Origin of the sequence: Rouxiella badensis (assembly GCF_002093665.1) — a bacterium.
Lineage (GTDB): Bacteria > Pseudomonadota > Gammaproteobacteria > Enterobacterales > Enterobacteriaceae > Rouxiella > Rouxiella badensis.
Genome location: NZ_MRWE01000004.1, coordinates 84,172 through 105,519 on the forward strand (window position 1 = coordinate 84,172; position 21,348 = coordinate 105,519).

Genomic DNA, 21,348 nt, shown 5'->3' on the forward strand with positions numbered 1-21,348 from the left:
TTAGTATTCGGGGGAATAACTCAGGTTTGGTGAGTTCAGCCAATGTTGTAAAAAGTGTGACACCGCCTGATCTTTGCAGTGCCCAATGACCGGCAAGTGCGCCACGTGCTGCTTCAACAGCGGCAGCGCATTGCCCATCACCAGTCCCCGCCCGACGCTTTGCAGCATCTCACGGTCGTTCATCGCATCGCCAAACGCCATACAGTCTTCCAGAGAAATCCCCAAGTCCGAGGTTAACAGCGCCAGCGCACTGCCTTTATTGCTGCCCTTGGGCATAACATCGAGACAGTCGTGGGCAGAGAAACAAACGTCCAGCCGATCGCTAAAATGCTGCTCTAATCTGGGTAACAGGGCCAGCAAGGTTTCGTGGGGCGCACAGAAGCAGACTTTGCTATTGCCGCTTTTTGGCACCTGCGCCAGCTTTTTCAGCTGATAGGCAAAACCGCTGAACTGGTGCGCCAACAACAGGTCAGGATTATCGAATTCGGTTACCCACCCTTCGTCCCGAAACACATGCAGACTGGCCGAGGTTTTCCAGTCGCGGCCCACCAGCTCGGAAAATACCTCTTCGGACAGATTACTGGCGTGGAGCAGTGTACCCTCGAGACCGTGTACACGGGTGCCGTTGCCGGTAATCAGGTAGCCGGGGATATCGAGGTTGGCGAGGATCTGTTTCATCTCGAGATAATGGCGACCGGTCGCGAACGTCAGCGTAACGCCACGTTCTGCAAGCTGCCGCAGGCTGGAAAGCGTTTTCTCGCCCAGTTGATGATTTGGCATCAACAGCGTGCCGTCCATATCGAACGCCGCCAGACGCACCGCACCGCTCGCTTTCTCAAATCCTTTCTCTTTCAACATTCCGGCTCCTTAATGCCTCGCCTAAATCTGCAAGACGTACTACTGACCCGTCATTAACGGAATAAAAATCTGTAAAAAGTATCGCCTGATATATGCTGAACAAATAGTGACGACTTTGAGAAAAGACTTCCGGATTTATTATGCGCCTGCAAAATCGCCTCAACCAATATCAGCGGCTGTACAACAAGACCGGCCTTGTGCCACAGGCGATCACCGTATCTGCGTTGGCCGCTATTTTTTGCTGTAGCGAACGCCACACGCGAACCCTGCTGGCTCTATTTCAACAGGCCGGATGGATCCGTTGGTCGTCACAGGCCGGGCGCGGCAAACGCGCCGAAATCGCCTGTCTAAAAACGCCGGAAAGCCTGCGCGAATCCTACCTGCAAAAGCTGCTTGATGAGGGCGAACATTCGGCCGCGCTTCAGCTGAGTCAGTTAGACTCACAGCATCTTAATACGCTGTTGGCACCACATCTTGGTGGTCAATGGCAGGAGGACGCCCCGACTCTGCGCATTCCTTATTATCGCGCGATGCAAACATTAGACCCACAGACGCTGACTGGGCGCGCAGAGCAGCACATCGCTCACACCCTTCATGCCGGACTGACGCGTTTCGTCACCGGAGAATCCGCACCGCAGCCGGATCTCGCACACCATTGGCAAATCAGTCATGAGGGTAAGGTGTGGCAGTTCTTTTTGCGCAGCCACCTTTACTGGCACAACGGCGAGCCGCTGTTGACCCGCCAGATTTGCCAGCTGTTTGAAACTTTTCGGCAGTCGCCGCGCAGCCGACACAGCCTCGACAACGTCGAAGCCATTTCGCAGCCGCACGCGCTGTGCCTGCAATTTCAGCTCCAAAAACCCGACTATTGGTTCGCTCATCGGCTCGCCGACCTCAGTTGCCTGCTGTTTCATCCGCATGCGCCCACGGTCGGCGCGGGACCGTTCAAGCTCGCACATTTTGCGCCCGAGCGCGTTCGGCTGGAACAGCATCCTTATTATCATCTGCAGCGCCCCTATCTTTCTGCCATCGAGTACTGGATAACGCCGCATCTGTTCGACAGCGAAATAAAAAACAAGGTGAGCTGCCAGCATCCGGTTCGGATAACCCTGGGAGAAAAAAATCAGATGGCGCTCGTCAGACCGGTGAAGCGCAGTACCAGCCTGGGGTTTTGCTATCTGGCCATCAATCTGCGCAAAAATGCGCTAAGTCCTGCACAGGCTCAAAAAATCGTCGCGCTAATTCGCCACTCCGGCCTGCTCGACAATCTGCCCATCGATCATTCGCTGGTTAAACGCAGCCGAGAGATGCTGCCAGGCTGGCCGCTGCCTGTCGCGTCGACGGAAGCGTTGGAAACACACGATGGTGTACAGCTTCCGAAAAAACTTTCGCTGCTGTTTCACCCACCGATAGAGCTGGAACTGGTCGCCGGAGCGCTGAAGACCCTTCTTGCTGATGAGGGTTGCGAATTAGAAACGCATTATCATCCGGGTCGGCTCTGGAACGACGCCGCACAGCTTACTGCCGTTGACCTGATGCTTGGCGATCGTCTGATTGGTGAAGCACCGGTTGCAACACTGGAGAACTGGCTGCGTCAGGACCCGCTGTGGCACGCCATCCTCAGTGACGACGCCCTTGACCAACAAAACCAGCGCTTGCTGTCGATTCAGCAGCATCCCTCCGAGTCACTGCGGGAAGAGAAGCTACGGGCGCATTTTTACCAGCTGATGGAACACGGCAGCATTACGCCGCTGTTCAACTATCAATACCAGGTTAGCGCACCTCCGGGCGTTAACGGCGTTCAGCTTACCGCCTGGGGCTGGTTTGATTTCTGTCGGGCATGGTTACCTCCGCCGGTCAGCCAGCCCGATTGATTTTTGCTATTAACGTGCGTGAAACGCCAGTAACATACCGCCATTAGCCGCAGTTTGGCGGGTAGAGACTTTGAACAGCAGCCTTAATCGCGCTGCTTAAACAGCATATAAAGGGTTTAGAAATGAAAAGAGCCGTTGTGGTCTTTAGTGGCGGACAGGACTCAACCACCTGTCTGGTGCAGGCGCTCACGCAGTATGACGAAGTGCACTGCATCACCTTCGACTATGGACAGCGTCACCGCGCCGAAATCGACATTGCACAAAAGCTGTCCGTCGAGCTTGGCGCGAAAGCGCACAAAGTACTGGACGTCGGCCTGCTCAATGAACTGGCCGTTAGCAGCCTGACCCGTGATAACATTCCGGTGCCGCAGTTTGGCGAAAATGCCGAGAACGGCTTACCAAGCACCTTCGTGCCGGGACGCAACATTCTGTTCCTTACGCTGGCGGCTATCTATGCCTATCAGGTTCAGGCAGAAGCGGTGATTACCGGTGTCTGTGAAACCGACTTCTCAGGGTATCCTGACTGCCGCGACGAATTCGTTAAAGCGCTCAACCACGCCGTCACGCTGGGCATCGCGCGCGACATCCGCTTTGAAACGCCGCTGATGTGGCTCAACAAGGCCGAGACCTGGGCGTTGGCTGACTACTATGGCAAACTGCCGCTGGTACGTAATCAGACCCTGACCTGCTATAACGGTATCGCCGGCGACGGCTGTGGTGAGTGTGCAGCCTGCCACCTGCGCGCCAAAGGGTTAGAAGAATACCAACAGGCTCCGGAAGCCATTAATGCCAGCCTGAAAGAAAAAACCGGGCTGGTATAAGAGGCTGGCATCCAAATAGCCAAGTCATTCGTGCTGTAGCAAGGCGGCAACCGAACGAGTCCCCAGGAGCTGACATAAGCCAATGACTGGGGTGAGCGAGGGTAGCCAACGCTGCTGCGGTGCGAAGTACGACGGCTATTCTTCTAACTCACGCAGCTTTTCGAGTAACTCTCCCTCAAGCGGTAACGCCTTTTGGCTGCGTAAGTCGATGCATACAAAGGTTAATATTGCATCGACCACCGTTTCGCCGTTGCAGGTGATTATCTGCTTGAGCACGCCGCTCTTATTGTTCAGCTGCTCGAGTCGGCTGTCGATTTGCAGCAGGTCACCCAATACCGCCGGCCTGCGATAATTGATATTTATGTTGACCAGAATAAAAGCAATTTTGTTTTGCGCCATCCATTGGAAACCTTCCTTATTGTCCAGCCACTCCCAACGCGCCGTTTCGAGAAACTCAAGATAACGGGCATTGTTAACGTGCTGGTAAACATCAATGTGAAATCCACGAACTTTAATCAACGTTTGCATAGCGTTACACCTGCTGTTTAAGAAGTTTGTTAACTGGTCAGACTTCTTTCAGATTAGCAGAAGAACGCGGCGACAAAAGTCTTCGCCTCATCGCCGCGATCCGTATCACAATTTCAAACGGTTCTGATTACGCTGGAATAATGACGGTCCAATGCCTGGGACTTCCTGCAATTGCTCGATTTTGGTGAAGGGCCCCATCTCGCTACGGTATTCTACGATGGTCTGCCCTTTCTTAATGCCGACACCGTTTAACGCCTTGGCCAGTTCTTCGGCACTGGCGTTATTGAGGCTGACCTTTTCTTCTTCGGCCAGCCCCTTTTCCGTTTCTTTTGCGGATGCCTTACCAGCCGACTTCTCTTTCCCCACCGACTTTTCTAGGCTGCTGGACGCCGTGTTTTTTGCACCGCCGTCGCTCGCGGCCTGAATGCTCAGCGGCATCACCGCCAGACCTAATGCTAATACCATTGTCGTGATTGATAATCTTTGCATGCTGTAATCCTCCATGTTGTTGACAGCACCAACAGAGTGGCGCAGCGCGCTGAAGAGTACAAATGGCAGAATTCAGATGTGGAAAAGGCCGCGAAAGCGGCCTTTGGGTATTGCAGATAGTTACACTACGGCTCCGTGAAGCCTCGCACTTTTACTGGTTCTGTGCGGCGCTGCCAAACTTCACTTTGGCCTGGTGGCGCAGGTTTGCAAGCAGTGCATCAAAGGTGTTGTTTGATGAAGTCTGCTGCAGCTGCTGATTGAACTGTGCGGCTTCGGCATCGGTCAATTTGCCTGGGTTTACGGCGGTCAGCTTGATTATCACGGTATTGCCCCGATCATCCTGAGAAATACCGTAGCTTGGCTTGCCGTTTTGCGGCTGTGGCAGGGCATAAACGTTCTGCTCGAAGTCAGAAGGCTGAGCGGTACGCTGAACCTTCTGCACGTCGCCAAAGCTCAAACCGGCCGCTTTCAGCGCATCGTCGCCTTTACCTTCTTTCAGAGCGATCAGCAGTTTCTGCGCATCAACGCGTGACTGGTCTTCGGCCTTCTGGCGCTTCACAAGCTGAGTCACCTGATCTTTCACTTCGGCAAAAGGTTTCACGCCAGCGGCTTTGTGTGCATCAACACGCACAACAAATGCACGATCGCCGTCAACGGTGATAACGTCAGAGTTACTGCCCGGTGTGCCGTCGTGACCAATCAGTGAACCGTCAAACAACGCCTGTACAACCGGCTTGAAGTTGATGGCAGCAGGCACATTTTGCTGAGTAAAGAAGTCAGTGTGTGAAGCCTTGGTGCCAGCCGCTTGCTCGGCCGATGCCAGAGACTCATTGTCATTGCTGGCCGCATCACTCACTTTCTGCTGCAACGCGTAGTAAGCGTCCAGCGCTTTTTCCTGCTTCAGCTTGTCAACGATACCGTCATGCACTTCTGCCAAAGGTTTAACCTGTTCTGGCATAATGTCATCAAGACGCAGAATGAAGTAGCCGCTGTCAGACTTAATAACGCCTGACATCTGACCTTTGCTGGTCAGGTTGGCGCTCTTGAATTCTGGCAACGTGGTTTCAGGCTCCATCCAACCCAAATCACCGCCCTTCTTGCCGCTGAGAGTATCAACAGATTTGGTTTTTGCCAGGTCAGCAAAATCCGCACCTGCCTTCAGCTGTGCATCGATAGCCTGTGCATCCGCCTGGTCTTTCGCCACAATCACGCTGTAACGACGGCGTTCTGGCTGGCCAAACTCGCTTTTGTGCTGGTCGTAATAGGCTGAAACGTCGGCGTCGGTAACCTGAGTCTTGGCCTGCATGGCCGCTGCATCCATTTCGATGTAGCTAACTTTAATCTCTTCAGGAGCCACAAACATGTTTTTGTTTTGGTCGTAGAACGCCTGTAGTTCGCTGTCGCTTGCCTGCTGCTTGGCGGCAAGGGCGCTGGCGTTGAAGGTCGCCGTGTGAACATCACGTTCTTGCAGAACCAGCTCAGACATGGATTTGGTTTCAATCGGCAGCACGAAATCGCTCTCGCCGTACGCTTGAGCAAGCTGCTGGCTCACCAGCTGTTGCTTCATCAACTGCGCGAAGTTGTCTGCGGTATAACCCATACCCTGAATAGTTTGCAGGTATTTGGCGTTATCGAATTGATTGTTAGTCTGGAACTGCGGTGTGGCAAGAATCGCGTCTTTGATCTGTTGATCGCTAACGGTCACGCCTAATTTTTTGGAGTATTGCTCCAGCAGAGTCACGTCAATCAGGTTGTTGAGCGACTGCTGGCGCAGCTGCTGCATATAACCGTCGCTGCCTGCCAGTGCGGCAAACTGATCGCCTAGCTGTTGCTGTAAACGGCTGCGCTGGTTTTGTACGGCGTCGTCAAGCTGGGCACGGCTGATTTCCTGGCCGTTCACTTTCGCTGCGTAGTCGCTTGACCCACCAATTAAGTAATTGCCTACACCGGTCAAAACAAAAGATAAAACGATCAAACCAAGAATGATTTTGAGCACGACGTGGTTAGCTGCCGCGCGTAAGTTGTCCATCATAGTGAAGCAACACTCCGCTGTATTTGGGGTTTAAAACTTGGGCCGCGTGTAGGATACCAACGATCCCTGTGACACCCATAGGGTGCAGCACAATAAACTGCGTGTTTACACTGACACTTCGTTTTGAGTGGTGTTCAAAAGAATCACTGTTAACAGGCAACATTTAAAACTTTCGGCACGCATAAGTATTTCGGTACACATAAGAAAAAAAGCGCATCTCTTCGATGCGCCCTATATATTACCTTACCAACCCTGAGACGTCAGGTTATTGTTAGTAATTATCCGTTTACTGCATCTTTCAAAGATTTACCCGCGCGGAAGCCAGGTACTTTGGCAGCCGGAATACTGATTTCTTTACCGGTTTGCGGGTTACGACCTGTGCGAGCTGAGCGCTCACGAACTGCAAAGGTACCGAAACCAACCAGTGCAACTTCTTCTCCGGCTTTCAGAGAATCAGTTACGGATGCAAGCACCGCGTCCAGCACACGTCCAGCGGCCGCTTTAGAAATATCCGCACCGGCTGCAATTTTGTCGATCAGTTGTGACTTATTCACGTTTTCATCCCCTCTTAAAATTCTATCGTCACGCCGAAAAATCCCTACGGACGCGACAGCGCAGCTGTTATATCAAGCTTGTCAGGGGTATGCAAGCGACCCAGAACGCGTTACACCCTTCTGACAGGTTTACTAACTTAACGGCACAAAAAAAAGCTGGCAAGTAGGTTTTCACTTGCCAGCCTCAGTTTTGCTTACACTTTATGCATCAGGTCACTATTTTGCCGCCACAGGCAGTGCACCAAACGCCGGATTTTGCAACGCGAGGTTCAGAACGTCGTCGATGCGTTTAACCGGGTGGATCTCCAGGTCGGCCAACACGTTGTCTGGGATCTCTTCCAGGTCACGTTTGTTTTCGTCAGGGATAAGCACCACTTTGATGCCGCCACGGTGTGCTGCCAGCAGTTTTTCTTTCAAACCGCCGATAGGCAATACCTGACCACGCAGAGTTATCTCACCGGTCATCGCCACATCGGCGCGAACCGGGTTACCGGTCAGGCAAGACACCAGCGCAGTGCACATCGCGATACCGGCGCTTGGGCCGTCTTTCGGCGTCGCCCCTTCCGGTACGTGAACGTGAATATCACGTTTCTCGTAGAAGTCAGGGTTGATGCCCAGCTTTTCAGCACGCGCACGAACTACGGTCAGCGCAGCCTGAATCGACTCCTGCATCACTTCACCCAGAGAACCGGTGTAGGTCAGCTTGCCTTTACCCGGCACGCAGGCGGTTTCGATAGTCAGCAGTTCGCCACCCACTTCCGTCCACGCCAGGCCAGTCACCTGACCTACGCGGTTTTCGGTGTCAGCACGGCCGTAATCGACTTTCTGCACGCCCAGATAGTCTTTCAGGTTGTCGCCGTTGATAACAATGTGCTTCAGGGTTTTATCCAGCAGCAGCTGTTTCACCGCTTTACGACACAGTTTGGAAATTTCGCGTTCCAGACTACGAACACCCGCCTCACGAGTATAGAAGCGGATAATGCCGATAATGGCGCTATCTTCAACGGTCAGCTCGTTTTTCTTCAGCGCGTTACGCTCGATTTGTTTCGGCAACAGGTGCTGTTTGGCGATGTTCAGCTTTTCGTCTTCGGTATAACCCGACAGACGAATCACTTCCATACGGTCAAGCAACGGTGCCGGAATGTTCATCGAGTTCGAGGTCGCCACGAACATCACGTCAGACAGGTCGTAGTCAACTTCCAGATAGTGGTCGTTGAAAGCGACGTTCTGTTCTGGATCCAGCACTTCAAGCAGAGCCGAAGCCGGATCACCGCGCATGTCGGAAGACATCTTGTCGATTTCATCGAGCAGGAACAGCGGGTTCTTCACGCCAACTTTAGCCATCTTCTGGATAAGTTTACCCGGCATGGAACCGATGTAAGTACGACGGTGACCGCGGATTTCCGCCTCATCGCGCACGCCACCCAGCGCCATACGGACGTATTCACGGCCGGTAGCACGGGCAATGGACTGCCCCAGAGAGGTTTTACCCACCCCCGGCGGTCCTACCAGGCACAGGATCGGCCCTTTGATTTTGCTGACGCGAGTCTGCACCGCGAGGTACTCAAGGATGCGGTCTTTCACGCGTTCCAGACCGAAGTGGTCGGTATCAAGGACTTCCTGCGCCTTACGCAGGTCTTTTTTCACTTTACTGCGTGCGTTCCACGGCACCTGAAGCATCCAGTCGATATAACCACGAACAACCGTGGCTTCGGCGGACATCGGTGACATCATTTTCAGCTTCTGCAGCTCGGCTTCGGTTTTTTCACGCGCATCTTTCGGCATTTTTGCCGCGTCGATTTTGCGTTTCAGCGCCTCATGTTCGTCCGGCGCATCATCCATCTCGCCCAACTCTTTCTGAATCGCCTTCATCTGTTCGTTCAGATAGTATTCGCGCTGACTTTTTTCCATCTGCTTTTTGACGCGATTGCGAATACGTTTCTCAACCTGCAACAGGTCGATTTCGGATTCCATCATCGCCATCAGGTACTCAAGGCGTTCGGTAATGTCGAACATCTCGAGCACAGACTGTTTGTCGGCCAGTTTCAGCGGCATGTGGGCGGCAATGGTATCTGCCAGACGTGCAGCGTCCTCGATGCTGTTCAGAGAGGTCAGCACCTCAGGCGGGATCTTTTTATTCAGTTTGATGTAGCCTTCAAACTGATTGATTGCCGTTCTTACCAGAACTTCCTGCTCGCGCTCGTCAACCGCCGGCGACTCAAGGTACTCGGCGTGTGCGGCAAAATGCTCGCCGCTGTCGGACAAGGTAGTGATTCGCGCACGCTGCAAGCCTTCAACCAGAACTTTTACTGTTCCATCAGGAAGTTTCAGCATCTGCAAAATAGAGGCTACGGTACCCACTGAGAACAAATCGTTGATACCAGGTTCATCCGTCGAGGCCTCTTTCTGCGCAACGAGCATGATTTTCTTATCATTGTCCATTGCAGCTTCAAGGCAGCGAATTGATTTCTCCCGGCCAACGAACAACGGGATCACCATATGCGGATAAACCACCACATCGCGCAGAGGCAATACGGGGATTTCTATGCGTTCGGAACGCTCAGGGTTCATAGAGCTCTCTCTTAGTTTAGCTTCCGCCAGGTTAAGGAAATCTCGTGAAACACGAGTCAGCGGGTTTCAGCAAGTAGTTAACTGAGTATATGGGGATGAATATCCGACATTCAACGACAAGAATGCGAGGAAAAAAAAATGGGGGAAAAAATCCCCCATTTTTAGTCTAAACCGCTGTAAAACTGGCTAATTATTCACCAGAAGCTTGTTGCGCCTCAGGTTTGCCATAAATCATCAGAGGTTCGGACTGCCCGGCAATCACGGACTCGTCAACCACGACTTTGTCCACGCTGTCAAGAGATGGCAGATCGTACATCGTATCCAGTAAAGCGGCTTCAACAATAGAACGCAGACCACGAGCACCCGTTTTGCGTTCCATTGCTTTCTTAGCGATAGCGGTTAAGGCTTCATCGCGAAACTCAAGCTCTACGCCTTCCAGATTGAACAGCGCCTGGTACTGCTTGGTCAGCGCGTTCTTAGGCTCTTTAAGGATTTGAATCAGGGCTTCTTCGCTCAGTTCGCTCAGCGTTGCCACAACCGGCAGACGACCGATGAACTCAGGGATCAGACCAAATTTGATCAAATCTTCAGGTTCGGCCTGAGCCAGCAGCTGACCTTCGGTTGCTTTCTCGGTCTTGCCTTTCACTTCTGCACCAAAGCCGATACCGGTGCTGGTGTTCAGACGTTGGCCAATCACTTTATCGAGACCGGCAAAGGCGCCGCCGCAGATAAACAGAATCTTGGAGGTATCAACCTGCAGGAACTCCTGCTGTGGATGCTTACGTCCGCCCTGAGGAGGAACAGCGGCCACGGTACCTTCAATCAGCTTCAACAGCGCCTGCTGCACGCCCTCACCTGAAACGTCACGGGTGATGGACGGGTTGTCTGACTTACGAGAAATCTTGTCGATTTCATCGATGTAGACAATGCCGCGCTGTGCTTTCTGTACATCGTAATCACATTTTTGCAGCAGCTTCTGGATGATGTTTTCAACGTCTTCCCCCACATAACCGGCTTCGGTCAGCGTGGTGGCATCAGCCATAGTGAATGGCACATCCAGGAAACGCGCCAGCGTTTCTGCCAGCAGCGTTTTACCGCTACCGGTTGGGCCGATCAGCAAAATGTTGCTCTTGCCCAACTCGATACCGTTGCTGGTATCACCGTTACGCAAGCGCTTGTAGTGGTTATAAACCGCAACAGCCAGAACTTTTTTCGCAGGCTCTTGACCGATAACATAGTCATCGAGGTGTTCACGGATTTCGTGTGGTGTCGGCAGCGCGCTGCGTTCGCGATGCGGTGCGACTTCTTTAATCTCTTCGCGAATAATGTCGTTACACAAGTCGACACATTCATCGCAGATATACACTGACGGCCCGGCAATCAGCTTACGCACTTCATGCTGGCTTTTGCCGCAAAAAGAGCAGTACAGCAGCTTTCCTGAACCGTCTTTGCGCTTATCTGTCATCAGTAAACCTCTTCTTTAATCTCAGTCCCGCGGACAACACACGGCGGTACGACCATTTAACTCAACAGACATGTCACTGACTGACGCTTGGCTGTGTCTATTGAAACAATTCACTCATATCTCATGCTTCAGGTAAAGCATAGGGTGGCGATTTTCACGCCGCCGCACTCAAAAAACATCCGTATGAGTTTAACTATAGACCATCGCGTCAGCAGAAAATTGCCGATTAGAGTTCGCCGCGATGAGTCATTACCTTATCGACTAAGCCATACTCTACAGCTTCGTCGGCTGACAGGAAACGATCTCGCTCAGTGTCACGCTCTATTTCTTCAAGAGATTTGCCCGTATGTTGCGCCATCAGCGTATTCATACGGTTTTTAACCTTCAGGATCTCTCTGGCGTGGATGTCGATGTCCGTCGCCTGGCCCTGGAAACCGCCCAATGGCTGGTGAATCATCACGCGCGAGTTTGGCAGCGCGAAACGCTTGCCCTTGGCACCTGCGGTCAGCAGGAACGAGCCCATAGAGCACGCCTGGCCTAGACAGATGGTGCTGACATCGGGCTTGATGAATTGCATGGTGTCATAAATAGACATCCCTGCGGTGATAACGCCGCCCGGTGAGTTGATATAAAGGTAAATATCTTTCTCCGGGTTTTCGGCTTCCAGAAACAGCATCTGGGCCACAATCAGGTTAGCCATTTGGTCTTCAACCTGTCCGGTCAGGAAGATGATACGTTCCTTCAGCAGACGGGAAAAAATATCATAAGAGCGCTCACCACGTGAAGTCTGCTCTACAACCATCGGTACTAAGGCCATGTTTGGCGCAAATTGTTCTCTTTCACCACTGTATGACATAACCGTCTCCTAATAGAATTCTCTTTAGCGCGAGTTGAAACCGATTCTACTTGAGATAAGCGATGATGACTATGCTCAAGCGGCCAAGTCGCCACATACACGGCTGACGGTTGTTATCAGTCAGAAGCTAACAGCAAAGTTACCCTTGTAGCACAAGACAATTGGGGGGCAAGGACAAGATTTCAAGCCTCTGGTGAAATTCTTTTCTCCTCGCGAATCATTGAGTGATCAAACAGCTCAATTATTGTACTGGCTGGCGATTTTTCGGTTATCACGCTGATAAATATAGTGCAAAGCGAAGAAAATGTAGTGCACGAAAGAGCTAAAAATTACCTTTCAGCTTTGAACATGCAATAAAAAAGCCCGTAGTGCAAACTACGGGCTTGATACCAGGATAAAACAGTTAACCGCAGCGAAAACTTAAGCTGGGGTAGTCTGGTTCATCAGTTCGGTAAAGGTCGTGGCTTTCTCAGTCACTTTAGCTTTAGACAGCAGGGTCTCGACGGCTTGTTCTTCCAGCGCGACGTTACGCATGTTGTTCATCAGCTCTTTGTTTTTGCTGTAGAACTCGATAACTTCTGACGGATCTTCGTACGCAGAAGCCATCTCTTCGATCAGCGCTTTAACGCGATCTTCGTCAGCTTTCAGTTCGTGCTGGCTGATAACTTCACCCAACAGCAGGCCAACAACAACGCGTTGCTTAGCTTGCTCTTCGAACAGCTCACGTGGCAGTTCCAGAGCCTGTTTCTCGTTGCCACCGAAACGCTGTGCAGCCTGGCGACGCAGAACGTCGATTTCGCTGTCGATCAGGGCAGCAGGCACGTCGATTTCGTTAGCTTTAACCAGACCTTCGATTGCCTGAGACTTGATGCGGTTACGCACTGCGCCTTTCAGCTCACGGTCCATGTTTTTACGCACTTCAGCACGCAGACCTTCTACAGAACCATCAGCCACGCCGAAACGCTTGATGAATTCTTCAGTCAGTTCTGGCAGCTCACGCTCTTCAACTTTCTTCAGAACGATAGCGAACTTGGCCGCTTTACCTTTCAGGTTTTCAGCGTGGTAATCTTCTGGGAAGTTTACGTCGATGGTGAATTCTTCACCGGCTTTATGACCTACCAGACCTTCTTCGAAGCCTGGGATCATGCGGCCCTGGCCCATTGCCAGTACGAAGTCAGAGGCTTTGCCGCCTTCGAATTCTTCACCGTCGATGGAACCAGAGAAATCAACGGTAACGCGATCTTCAGCCTGAACGGCTGCGTCGGTTTCTTTCCAATCAGCCTGCTGCTTGCGCAGAGTTTCCAGCATGGTGTCAACGTCAGATTCGTTAACTTCAACAACTGGTTTTTCTACTTCGATGCTTTCCAGATCTTTCAGTTCAACTTCTGGATAAACTTCGAATTCAACGGTGAAGTTGAAATCTTCGCCCAGTTTGTATTCGCCCGGAACATAGTTCGGTGCGCCAGCCGGGTTGATTTTTTCTTTGATGATTGCATCAACGAAGCTGCGCTGCATCAGATCGCTCAGAACGTCCTGGCGAACGCTTGCGCCATAACGTTGTTCGATGATGTGGTGTGGTACTTTGCCCTTGCGGAAGCCGTCAATACGTACAGTTTTAGACGCTTTAGCCAGCTCGCTTTTTACTGCTTTCTCAATGCTTTCAGCAGGAACAGTAATAGCGATACGGCGACCAAGGCCTTGAGTGGTTTCAACAGAAACTTGCATCTTGTTACCTCAAAAAAATCACAGTGCTCGGTCAACCCCGAACCGGCTCGCTTCATGCAGAACCCTGATTCAGTATTCGAGGAAGTCCCGAAACCATTCCGGAAAAATAAGACGCGACATTATAGCGGCGCAACCGCTGCGAGTCGAGGACGCGTGTCTTAAAACCAAAAACCTCAACAACAAACCCCAAAATAAAAAACGGCCCGCAGGCCGTTTCAAAATTCGCCTCTACTAATACCGCATCTCGGGGGCAAAGTTCCAGAGATACTGTCGATTAATAGGGTTTTAGTGACGATTTTGCTGAAAATACGCTATTTCAGGCAAGTGTGCCTGCACCTCGGCACGGCGGAGAAGCTGGCACCGTATCCTGCAGGCCTTCCCACTCTTTCAGCGTGTAGGTGTGTAGCGCCAGCGCGTGAACGCTGCCCGCCAGTTCTTCCGTTAGAACTGAATAAATTGAACGATGGCGCGACAAAAAGCGTTCGCCAACGAACTTATCGCTCACCATCACCACCTTAAAGTGGCTTTCGGATCCTGCCGGAACATTGTGGCGATAACTCTCATCGGTTACGTCCAAGTGCGTTGGTTCAAACGCTGCAGCTAACTTTGCTTCTATTTGCTCGCGAATCATAGCCATCTCCTTAAAACACGTCTTACAGAGAACTGCGCCCAACTATTTCGCCGTCTGATACTAAATAATAGGCTGTTTTCTGTATTATTCTTACTTTCACCAAGAAAATATTACTTATGTGAACAAAATAGTCGTTTGAGATGCAGATTAGAACTTCTTATGACTATTTTTTTGCTCACCGGCGATAAATTACCTATTTCCGAGGTCCAATCCCATGGCACGCTAAACGGTGGCAATGCTATGATGCTGCCCATTCTACAATCAAAACACGCTAACTTTTTATCTTGAAAAGATGGAAAATTGAGAAAATGACCATGTTGAAGAAAATTCTTTTCCCTGTACTGGCAGTCTTTATGCTTGCAGGTTGTGCTACCAGCAGCAACACACTGAACATTTCCCCGAAAATTGCCCTGCCAACGCAGGATCCAACCCTGATGGGTGTGACTATCAGCATTAACGGCGCCGACATGCGTCAAGACAAGGCACTCGCGAAAGTGAACCGCGACGGCCAGCTGGTCTCCCTGACACCGTCACGCGATCTGCGTTTCCTGCTGCAAGAAGCGCTGGAAAAACAGATGACCGCACGCGGCTACATGATTGGTCCTGATGGCGCGGTAGACCTGCAAATCGTGGTTAACCGCCTGTATGCCGACGTTCAGGAAGGCAACCTACGCTACAACATCACCACTAAGGCCGACATTTCCATCATCGCTACCGCGAAGAATGGCAACAAACAGGTCAAGAACTACAACACGACTTATAACGTGCAGGGCGCATTCACTGCGACCGACGCTAAAATCACCAACGTCGTTAACACTGCGTTGGGTGACGTCATCTCCGACATGGCACAGGACACCAGCGTGAGCGACTTTATCAAAGCCAACTCGCACTAATCCTGCCCTCTGCCCGGCCATGCCGGGCAGAACCTTTTGATTCCTCTGCCCAATCCCTCCTTTATTCTCCGCGTTTATCCTTTATGATGCCCTCAGCCCCCCTCTTTAACGGCCTGCAGGAACACGGATGCCATGCTAAAACAGTACTTCACTATCTTTACCCAACGTAATACCGCGATTTTGCTCCTTTTAGGCTTTGCATCCGGCTTACCGCTCGCGCTGACATCGGGCACGCTTCAGGCGTGGATGACGGTCGAAAACCTCGACCTCAAGACTATCGGCATTTTCTCCCTGGTCGGTCAGGCCTATGTGTTCAAATTCCTCTGGTCGCCGATGATGGACCGCTACACGCCGTCGTTCTTTGGCCGACGCCGCGGCTGGCTCATCATCACTCAGCTGGTACTGGTGCTGGCTATTTTTGCCATGGGTTACATGGATCCTAAAAGCAGCCTGTTCTGGCTGGCAGCGCTGGCGGTGCTGATTGCCTTCGCGTCGGCGTCGCAGGATATTGTGTTCGACGCCTATAAAACTGACCTGCTGAGCGCGGAAGAGCGCGGCAACGGTGCGGCGGTGTCGGTGCTCGGCTATCGGTTGGCCATGCTGGTGTCGGGCGGGCTGGCGCTGTGGCTGGCCGACCGTTATCTGGGTTGGCAACATACCTACTGGCTGATGGCCGTGCTGATGCTGATTGGCGTCGCGGCAACGCTGTTTGCCCCTGAGCCTGATATTCATCAGCCCGTACCCGCGACGCTCGAGATGGCGGTCGTCGCCCCGCTGAAAGACTTTTTCGGGCGCAATAACGCCTGGCTCATCCTGCTGCTTATCGTGATGTACAAGCTGGGCGACGCCTTCGCCGGTAGCCTGAGCACCACGTTCCTGATTCGCGGCGTCGGCTTTGACGCCGGAGAAGTCGGGCTGGTCAACAAGACGCTGGGATTACTGGCGACTATCTTCGGTGCACTGCTTGGCGGCGTACTGATGCAGCGTCTCAGCCTGTTTCGAGCATTAATGCTGTTCGGGATTTTACAGGGCGCGTCGAACGCCGGTTACTGGATACTCGCCGTCACCGACAAACATCTCTATTCGATGGGCACCGCCATCTTTTTCGAAAACCTGTGCGGTGGCATGGGCACGGCAGCCTTCGTCGCACTATTGATGGCACTGTGCAACAAATCGTTTTCGGCGACGCAGTTCGCGTTGCTGTCGGCGCTTTCGGCGGTGGGTAGGGTCTACGTAGGCCCGATTGCCGGATGGTTTGTCGAGGCGAACGGCTGGTCGGCGTTTTATCTCTTCTCAATTGTTGCCGCCGTTCCTGGCTTGCTGTTGCTGGCTATGTGTCGTCAGACGCTGGAATATACCCAGCGCACGGACAGCTTCTTGCCGCGAGTGCATTTCGCAGGCTCATATCGTTGGGCGTTACGTTTGTTGCTGACGGGCAGTTTATTGTTAGCGCTGTGGGTGGTCATGCTGATTACCGACGGATTAGACTGGACGCATCTGGCGACGCTTGCCGGTAAAACCGTCCAGCTGGGCGCCCTGCTTTGCCTGCTTGGCATCGTACTCGGCAGCGTGCTGGACTTCCTCGCCCTGCGCCGCCAGGAAAAAATTTAGCGTTTGCCTGGCACGATCCATAATCTCCTCTACACTGTTTTTGTCATTCGCGTCCAAAACGCCATCAATCCCCCCTTCTCCAGGCGACATAAATGTTGTGTATCCTGGGGAATTCTTGTTGTTATTTGGTTAATATCCTGATTTACCCTGATCTGGATCAATAAACCTCTTAACATAAATAAAAAAATATTAACCATTTACACCTTGTTTCATTCTGACCTTTTTTTAATCTTTTTATTAAATTTAATTTCACTCAATTTCAACATTCTGTTTACATAATTTATACCTAGCATAAACATTTAAAAAAGGCACTAAATATCCATTCCCTTGCTACGCCTTGTTTTTTCTCGTCATAGCGAATGAAAATAGCGCAAGGCATTGTTGCCATTCAGAAATTGTCACTTCACGTAACATGTGTGACCACGTTAACATAAAGTGTGGGACGGGCATTTACACAGCTTTAAGCGTGTTTACAGTACCGTAACCTTCCCGTAAAATGCCCGTACACATGAAGCGACAATAGAGCCCTGTTATTGAGGTCGTTAGATGAGACTTAAGAAATACAATAAAAGTATTGGGATGTTGTCTATATTTGCATCCACTGTAATGTTAAGTGGTTGCAATACGGCAATTATGGATCCCAAGGGAGCAATTGGACTGGAGCAGCGGACGCTGATACTGACAGCCATCGGCTTAATGCTGATCGTCGTTATACCAGTGATCGTGATGGCTTTTGCTTTTGCATGGAAGTATCGCGCTTCTAATACAAACGCTAAGTACAGTCCAAATTGGTCACACTCCAACAAAGTGGAAGCCGTGGTATGGACCATTCCAATTATCATTATTGCCATCCTGGCAACGATAACCTGGAAAACCACACACCAGCTTGATCCTTTCAAACCTATCGTTAGCAATGAAAAACAAATGACCGTAGAAGTCGTCTCACTCGACTGGAAATGGTTGTTTATTTATCCAGAGCAGGGTATCGCAACGGTTAATGAACTGGTTATTCCTAAAGATGTGCCTGTTCAGTTCAAAGTAACGTCTAACTCTGTTATGAACTCCTTCTTTATCCCGCAGTTAGGTGGACAGATTTACGCGATGGCCGGTATGCAGACTCAGTTGCACTTGATTGCAAACGAGGCTGGTACCTATAAAGGCATCTCGGCAAACTACAGTGGTCGCGGCTTCTCTGGTATGAAGTTCAACGCTATTGCAACACCTACCCGTGCCGATTTTGATGCGTGGGTTGCGAAAGTTAAGCAAGCTCCGAATCAGCTCGCAACACCAGATGATTTCAAGAAATTGGCCGCGGACAGTATCGACAACCCAGTCGAATACTTCTCTACCGTTCAGCCAGACTTGTTTAAAGAGATCATTCATCAATATTCACATGACATGAACATGTCAACAGGCCAGACAATGCCTATGCCAGCAGGCACAGACATGAAGGGCATGGATATGGGTGATAAGTCTCACACTGCCGGAGCCGGGGAATAATAAGATGTTCGGAAAACTAACGCTAAGTGACATTCCATTTGACGTACCAATCGTTATGGTCACCGTTGGCGCTATCATCGTGGGCGGTCTCGCCCTGTTAGCGGCAATTACCTATTTCGGTAAATGGAAATATCTGTGGTCAGAGTGGATTACCTCTGTTGACCATAAAAAACTGGGTATCATGTACATCATCCTTGCGATTGTCATGCTTATCCGTGGCTTTGCCGATGCCATCATGATGCGTAGCCAGCAGGTGCTGGCATCTGAGGGTAGTCCCGGCTTCCTGCCGCCGCACCACTACGACCAGATCTTTACCGCGCACGGCGTAATCATGATCTTCTTCATGGCGATGCCTTTCGTTATCGGTCTAATGAACGTAGTTGTACCGCTACAAATCGGTGCGCGCGACGTTGCTTTCCCGTTCCTGAACAACATCAGCTTCTGGTTCACCGCCGTTGCTGTGGTACTGATCAACATCTCTCTGGGTATTGGTGAGTTCGCACAGACTGGCTGGCTGGCCTATCCGCCGTTGTCAGGTAAGGAATACAGCCCGGGCGTGGGGGTCGACTACTGGATATGGAGTCTACAGATATCCGGTATCGGGACCTTGTTGACCGGCGTTAACTTCTTCACCACTATTCTGAAGATGCGCGCGCCAGGCATGCCTCTGATGAAGATGCCAGTGTTCACCTGGGCCGCGCTGTGTACTAACGTCCTGATCATCATTTCGTTCCCGATCCTGACTGTGACTATTGCACTGCTGACTCTTGACCGCTACGTGGGCACCCATTTCTTCACCAATGATATGGGCGGCAACATGATGATGTACATCAACCTGATTTGGGCCTGGGGCCATCCGGAAGTGTACATTCTGATTCTGCCTGTGTTCGGTGTGTTCTCTGAAGTTACTGCGACCTTCTCCAAGAAACGCCTGTTTGGTTACACCTCATTAGTATGGGCAACCATTGCCATTACTTTGCTGGCGTTCATTGTTTGGCTGCACCACTTCTTCACCATGGGTTCAGGCGCTAACGTCAATGCCTTCTTCGGTATCATGACGATGATCATTTCTATCCCAACAGGGGTAAAAATCTTCAACTGGCTGTTCACCATGTACCAGGGTCGTATTACGCTGAACGCAGCAATGTTGTGGACCATCGGCTTCATCATCACCTTCTCTGTGGGTGGTATGACCGGCGTTCTGCTGGCAGTACCTGGCGCTGACTTCGTATTGCACAACAGTCTGTTCCTGATTGCTCACTTCCATAACGTTATTATCGGCGGTGTGGTATTTGGTTGCTTCGCAGGTCTGACTTACTGGTTCCCTAAATCCTTCGGCTTCACGCTGAACGAGAAATGGGGCGTGCGTGCGTTCTGGTTCTGGATTATCGGTTTCTTCGTTGCCTTTATGCCGCTGTATGCACTGGGCTTTATGGGGATGACCCGTCGTCTGAGCCAAAACATTGACCCGCAGTTCCACACCTTGCTGGTTGTGGCCGCTGGCGGTGCAGCACTGATCGCATGTGGTATCGCGTGTATCTTCATCATGTTCTACGTTTCTATCCGTGACCGTGAGCAGAACCGTGACCTGACCGGTGACCCGTGGGGTGCACGTACCCTGGAGTGGGCAACCTCTTCTCCTCCTCCGTTCTACAACTTCGCTATCGTGCCACACGTACACGACCGTGATGAGTTCTGGGACATGAAAGAGAAAGGCACTGCTTACAAGAAACCGGCTAAATATGAAAAAATTCATATGCCTAAAAATAGCGGCGCGGGCTTTGTTATCTCCGTGTTCAGCCTGGCCTTCGGTTTCGCAGCAATCTGGGACATGTGGTGGTTAGTCGTCGTTGGCCTGCTTGGCATCGTCATCACCTGGATCTGGAAAAGCTTCGACGAGGATGTTGATTACTACGTTCCAGTTGAAGAAGTTGAACGTATCGAAAACCAACATTATGAAAATATCAGCAAAGCGGGCGTGAAACATGTCAACTGATTCTCTGACTAACCATGCGGCCCATGACGATCATGGGCACCACGATGCGGGTGAGACCAAAGTCTTCGGCTTCTGGATCTACCTGATGAGCGACTGCGTGTTGTTTGCAAGCCTGTTTGCAACCTACGCAGTACTGATGAACGGGACCGCTGGCGGTCCCTCTGGTAAAGACATTTTCGACCTGAAGTTTGTGTTGGTTGAAACCTTCTGCCTGCTGTTAAGTTCTATTACTTACGGCTTCGCAATGCTGAACATGAGCAAAGGTAAAGCAGGCGCCGTTAAAGGCTGGCTGTTCATCACCTTCCTGTTTGGTCTCGGCTTTATCGGGATGGAGCTCACCGAGTTCCACCACCTGATTGTCGAAGGTTACGGCCCGCAGCGCAGTGGTTTCCTGTCTGCATTCTTTACCCTGGTTGCCACTCACGGTCTGCACGTAACCGTCGGTCTGATTTGGATAATCACCATGATTGTTCAAGTTAGCCGCCGCGGTCTGACCGCCGTGAACCAAACGCGCCTGATGTGTCTGAGCCTGTTCTGGCACTTCCTTGACGTAGTCTGGATTTGTGTATTCACCGTTGTCTATCTGTTGGGAGTCCTGTCATGAGTCATTCAGCAACCTCTCACGGCGGTGCAAGCCACGGTAGCGTCAAGTCGTACATGATTGGCTTTGTGCTGTCGGTAATTTTGACGGTTATCCCATTTGCGATGGTAATGAGCGGTACTGCCTCTCACTCACTCATCCTGGGGACAGTCGTTGCGTCGGCAGTAATCCAGATCGTTGTTCACCTGGTGTATTTCCTGCACATGAATACATCATCTGAAGGACGTTGGAACCTGATTGCGTTCCTGTTCACCGCTGTGATTATCTTTATCGTCGTTGTGGGCTCACTGTGGATTATGTATAACCTCAACCTCAATATGATGGTCAGTTAAAAGCCGAGCTG

The 21,348-nt window shown here is 51.4% G+C and carries 18 protein-coding genes; 8 read left to right on the forward strand and 10 right to left on the reverse strand.

What is annotated here, in order from left to right; translation table 11 throughout:
* On the reverse strand, positions 1-858 hold the full coding sequence (cof, locus tag BS640_RS03730) for an HMP-PP phosphatase (RefSeq protein WP_084911940.1): 858 nt from the start codon (positions 856-858) through the stop codon (positions 1-3).
* Between the two features lie 140 nt (positions 859-998).
* Here cof and BS640_RS03735 point away from each other — a divergent pair, with 140 nt between their 5' ends.
* Positions 999-2,732 carry an SgrR family transcriptional regulator gene (locus BS640_RS03735; RefSeq protein WP_084911943.1) on the forward strand — a complete coding sequence of 578 codons (1,734 nt, stop codon included), beginning with the start codon at positions 999-1,001 and terminating at the stop codon, positions 2,730-2,732.
* Between the two features lie 122 nt (positions 2,733-2,854).
* Entirely contained in the window at positions 2,855-3,553 is a 699-nt protein-coding gene (queC, locus tag BS640_RS03740) for a 7-cyano-7-deazaguanine synthase QueC (RefSeq protein ID WP_017489797.1), read from the forward strand.
* A gap of 135 nt (positions 3,554-3,688) precedes the next feature.
* Here the strand turns inward: queC and BS640_RS03745 are convergent, their stop codons facing one another.
* From BS640_RS03745 to bolA, 9 genes are all read right to left on the reverse strand, one after another.
* On the reverse strand, positions 3,689-4,081 hold the full coding sequence (locus BS640_RS03745) for a YbgC/FadM family acyl-CoA thioesterase (RefSeq protein WP_017489798.1): 393 nt from the start codon (positions 4,079-4,081) through the stop codon (positions 3,689-3,691).
* A gap of 105 nt (positions 4,082-4,186) precedes the next feature.
* Positions 4,187-4,570: a ComEA family DNA-binding protein gene (locus BS640_RS03750; protein ID WP_206600907.1), complete on the reverse strand. Its 384-nt coding sequence runs from the start codon at positions 4,568-4,570 to the stop codon at positions 4,187-4,189.
* A gap of 151 nt (positions 4,571-4,721) precedes the next feature.
* A complete protein-coding gene (gene ppiD, locus BS640_RS03755; RefSeq protein ID WP_017489800.1) occupies positions 4,722-6,602 on the reverse strand; it encodes a peptidylprolyl isomerase in 1,881 nt (626 codons plus the stop codon).
* A 278-nt stretch (positions 6,603-6,880) separates the two neighbouring features.
* A complete protein-coding gene (gene hupB, locus BS640_RS03760; RefSeq protein ID WP_009638628.1) occupies positions 6,881-7,156 on the reverse strand; it encodes a nucleoid-associated protein HU-beta in 276 nt (91 codons plus the stop codon).
* A gap of 216 nt (positions 7,157-7,372) precedes the next feature.
* A complete protein-coding gene (gene lon / locus BS640_RS03765; RefSeq protein ID WP_017489801.1) occupies positions 7,373-9,727 on the reverse strand; it encodes an endopeptidase La in 2,355 nt (784 codons plus the stop codon).
* 190 nt (positions 9,728-9,917) lie between these two features.
* A complete protein-coding gene (gene clpX, locus BS640_RS03770) occupies positions 9,918-11,192 on the reverse strand; it encodes an ATP-dependent protease ATP-binding subunit ClpX (RefSeq protein ID WP_017489802.1) in 1,275 nt (424 codons plus the stop codon).
* Between the two features lie 226 nt (positions 11,193-11,418).
* Positions 11,419-12,048 carry an ATP-dependent Clp endopeptidase proteolytic subunit ClpP gene (gene clpP / locus BS640_RS03775; protein WP_017489803.1) on the reverse strand — a complete coding sequence of 210 codons (630 nt, stop codon included), beginning with the start codon at positions 12,046-12,048 and terminating at the stop codon, positions 11,419-11,421.
* Positions 12,049-12,468: 420 nt separating this feature from the next.
* Entirely contained in the window at positions 12,469-13,773 is a 1,305-nt protein-coding gene (gene tig, locus BS640_RS03780) for a trigger factor (RefSeq protein ID WP_017489804.1), read from the reverse strand.
* 316 nt (positions 13,774-14,089) lie between these two features.
* Entirely contained in the window at positions 14,090-14,404 is a 315-nt protein-coding gene (gene bolA, locus BS640_RS03785) for a transcriptional regulator BolA (RefSeq protein WP_017489805.1), read from the reverse strand.
* 314 nt (positions 14,405-14,718) lie between these two features.
* Here bolA and BS640_RS03790 point away from each other — a divergent pair, with 314 nt between their 5' ends.
* The 6 genes from BS640_RS03790 (at position 14,719) to BS640_RS03815 (ending at position 21,337) form a co-directional block, all read left to right on the forward strand.
* On the forward strand, positions 14,719-15,297 hold the full coding sequence (locus BS640_RS03790; RefSeq protein ID WP_026110240.1) for a lipoprotein: 579 nt from the start codon (positions 14,719-14,721) through the stop codon (positions 15,295-15,297).
* Between the two features lie 132 nt (positions 15,298-15,429).
* On the forward strand, positions 15,430-16,908 hold the full coding sequence (ampG, locus tag BS640_RS03795; RefSeq protein WP_084911949.1) for a muropeptide MFS transporter AmpG: 1,479 nt from the start codon (positions 15,430-15,432) through the stop codon (positions 16,906-16,908).
* A 546-nt stretch (positions 16,909-17,454) separates the two neighbouring features.
* Positions 17,455-18,408: a cytochrome o ubiquinol oxidase subunit II gene (gene cyoA / locus BS640_RS03800; RefSeq protein WP_017489808.1), complete on the forward strand. Its 954-nt coding sequence runs from the start codon at positions 17,455-17,457 to the stop codon at positions 18,406-18,408.
* A 4-nt stretch (positions 18,409-18,412) separates the two neighbouring features.
* Positions 18,413-20,404, forward strand: a complete 1,992-nt coding sequence (gene cyoB / locus BS640_RS03805) for a cytochrome o ubiquinol oxidase subunit I (protein ID WP_017489809.1) — start codon at positions 18,413-18,415, stop codon at positions 20,402-20,404.
* Positions 20,394-21,008: a cytochrome o ubiquinol oxidase subunit III gene (locus BS640_RS03810; protein WP_017489810.1), complete on the forward strand. Its 615-nt coding sequence runs from the start codon at positions 20,394-20,396 to the stop codon at positions 21,006-21,008. The genes cyoB and BS640_RS03810 overlap by 11 nt, the downstream gene beginning before the upstream one ends.
* A complete protein-coding gene (locus tag BS640_RS03815) occupies positions 21,005-21,337 on the forward strand; it encodes a cytochrome o ubiquinol oxidase subunit IV (RefSeq protein ID WP_017489811.1) in 333 nt (110 codons plus the stop codon). Before BS640_RS03810 ends, BS640_RS03815 begins: the two co-directional genes overlap by 4 nt.
* The last annotated feature ends 11 nt before the right edge of the window (positions 21,338-21,348 follow it).

Bases quoted from the DNA above. Each gene is read 5' to 3' on its own strand.
- cof (WP_084911940.1), bottom strand. From the start codon at position 858: ATGTTGAAAGAGAAAGGATTTGAGAAAGCGAGCGGTGCGGTGCGTCTG.
- BS640_RS03745 (WP_017489798.1), bottom strand. From the start codon at position 4,081: ATGCAAACGTTGATTAAAGTTCGTGGATTTCACATTGATGTTTACCAG.
- clpX (WP_017489802.1), bottom strand. From the start codon at position 11,192: ATGACAGATAAGCGCAAAGACGGTTCAGGAAAGCTGCTGTACTGCTCT.
- BS640_RS03810 (WP_017489810.1), top strand. From the start codon at position 20,394: ATGTCAACTGATTCTCTGACTAACCATGCGGCCCATGACGATCATGGG.
- BS640_RS03815 (WP_017489811.1), top strand. From the start codon at position 21,005: ATGAGTCATTCAGCAACCTCTCACGGCGGTGCAAGCCACGGTAGCGTC.
- lon (WP_017489801.1), bottom strand. From the start codon at position 9,727: ATGAACCCTGAGCGTTCCGAACGCATAGAAATCCCCGTATTGCCTCTG.
- ampG (WP_084911949.1), top strand. From the start codon at position 15,430: ATGCTAAAACAGTACTTCACTATCTTTACCCAACGTAATACCGCGATT.
- BS640_RS03735 (WP_084911943.1), top strand. From the start codon at position 999: ATGCGCCTGCAAAATCGCCTCAACCAATATCAGCGGCTGTACAACAAG.
- BS640_RS03750 (WP_206600907.1), bottom strand. From the start codon at position 4,570: ATGCAAAGATTATCAATCACGACAATGGTATTAGCATTAGGTCTGGCG.
- bolA (WP_017489805.1), bottom strand. From the start codon at position 14,404: ATGATTCGCGAGCAAATAGAAGCAAAGTTAGCTGCAGCGTTTGAACCA.
- clpP (WP_017489803.1), bottom strand. From the start codon at position 12,048: ATGTCATACAGTGGTGAAAGAGAACAATTTGCGCCAAACATGGCCTTA.
- queC (WP_017489797.1), top strand. From the start codon at position 2,855: ATGAAAAGAGCCGTTGTGGTCTTTAGTGGCGGACAGGACTCAACCACC.
- cyoA (WP_017489808.1), top strand. From the start codon at position 17,455: ATGAGACTTAAGAAATACAATAAAAGTATTGGGATGTTGTCTATATTT.
- cyoB (WP_017489809.1), top strand. From the start codon at position 18,413: ATGTTCGGAAAACTAACGCTAAGTGACATTCCATTTGACGTACCAATC.
- tig (WP_017489804.1), bottom strand. From the start codon at position 13,773: ATGCAAGTTTCTGTTGAAACCACTCAAGGCCTTGGTCGCCGTATCGCT.
- BS640_RS03790 (WP_026110240.1), top strand. From the start codon at position 14,719: ATGTTGAAGAAAATTCTTTTCCCTGTACTGGCAGTCTTTATGCTTGCA.
- ppiD (WP_017489800.1), bottom strand. From the start codon at position 6,602: ATGATGGACAACTTACGCGCGGCAGCTAACCACGTCGTGCTCAAAATC.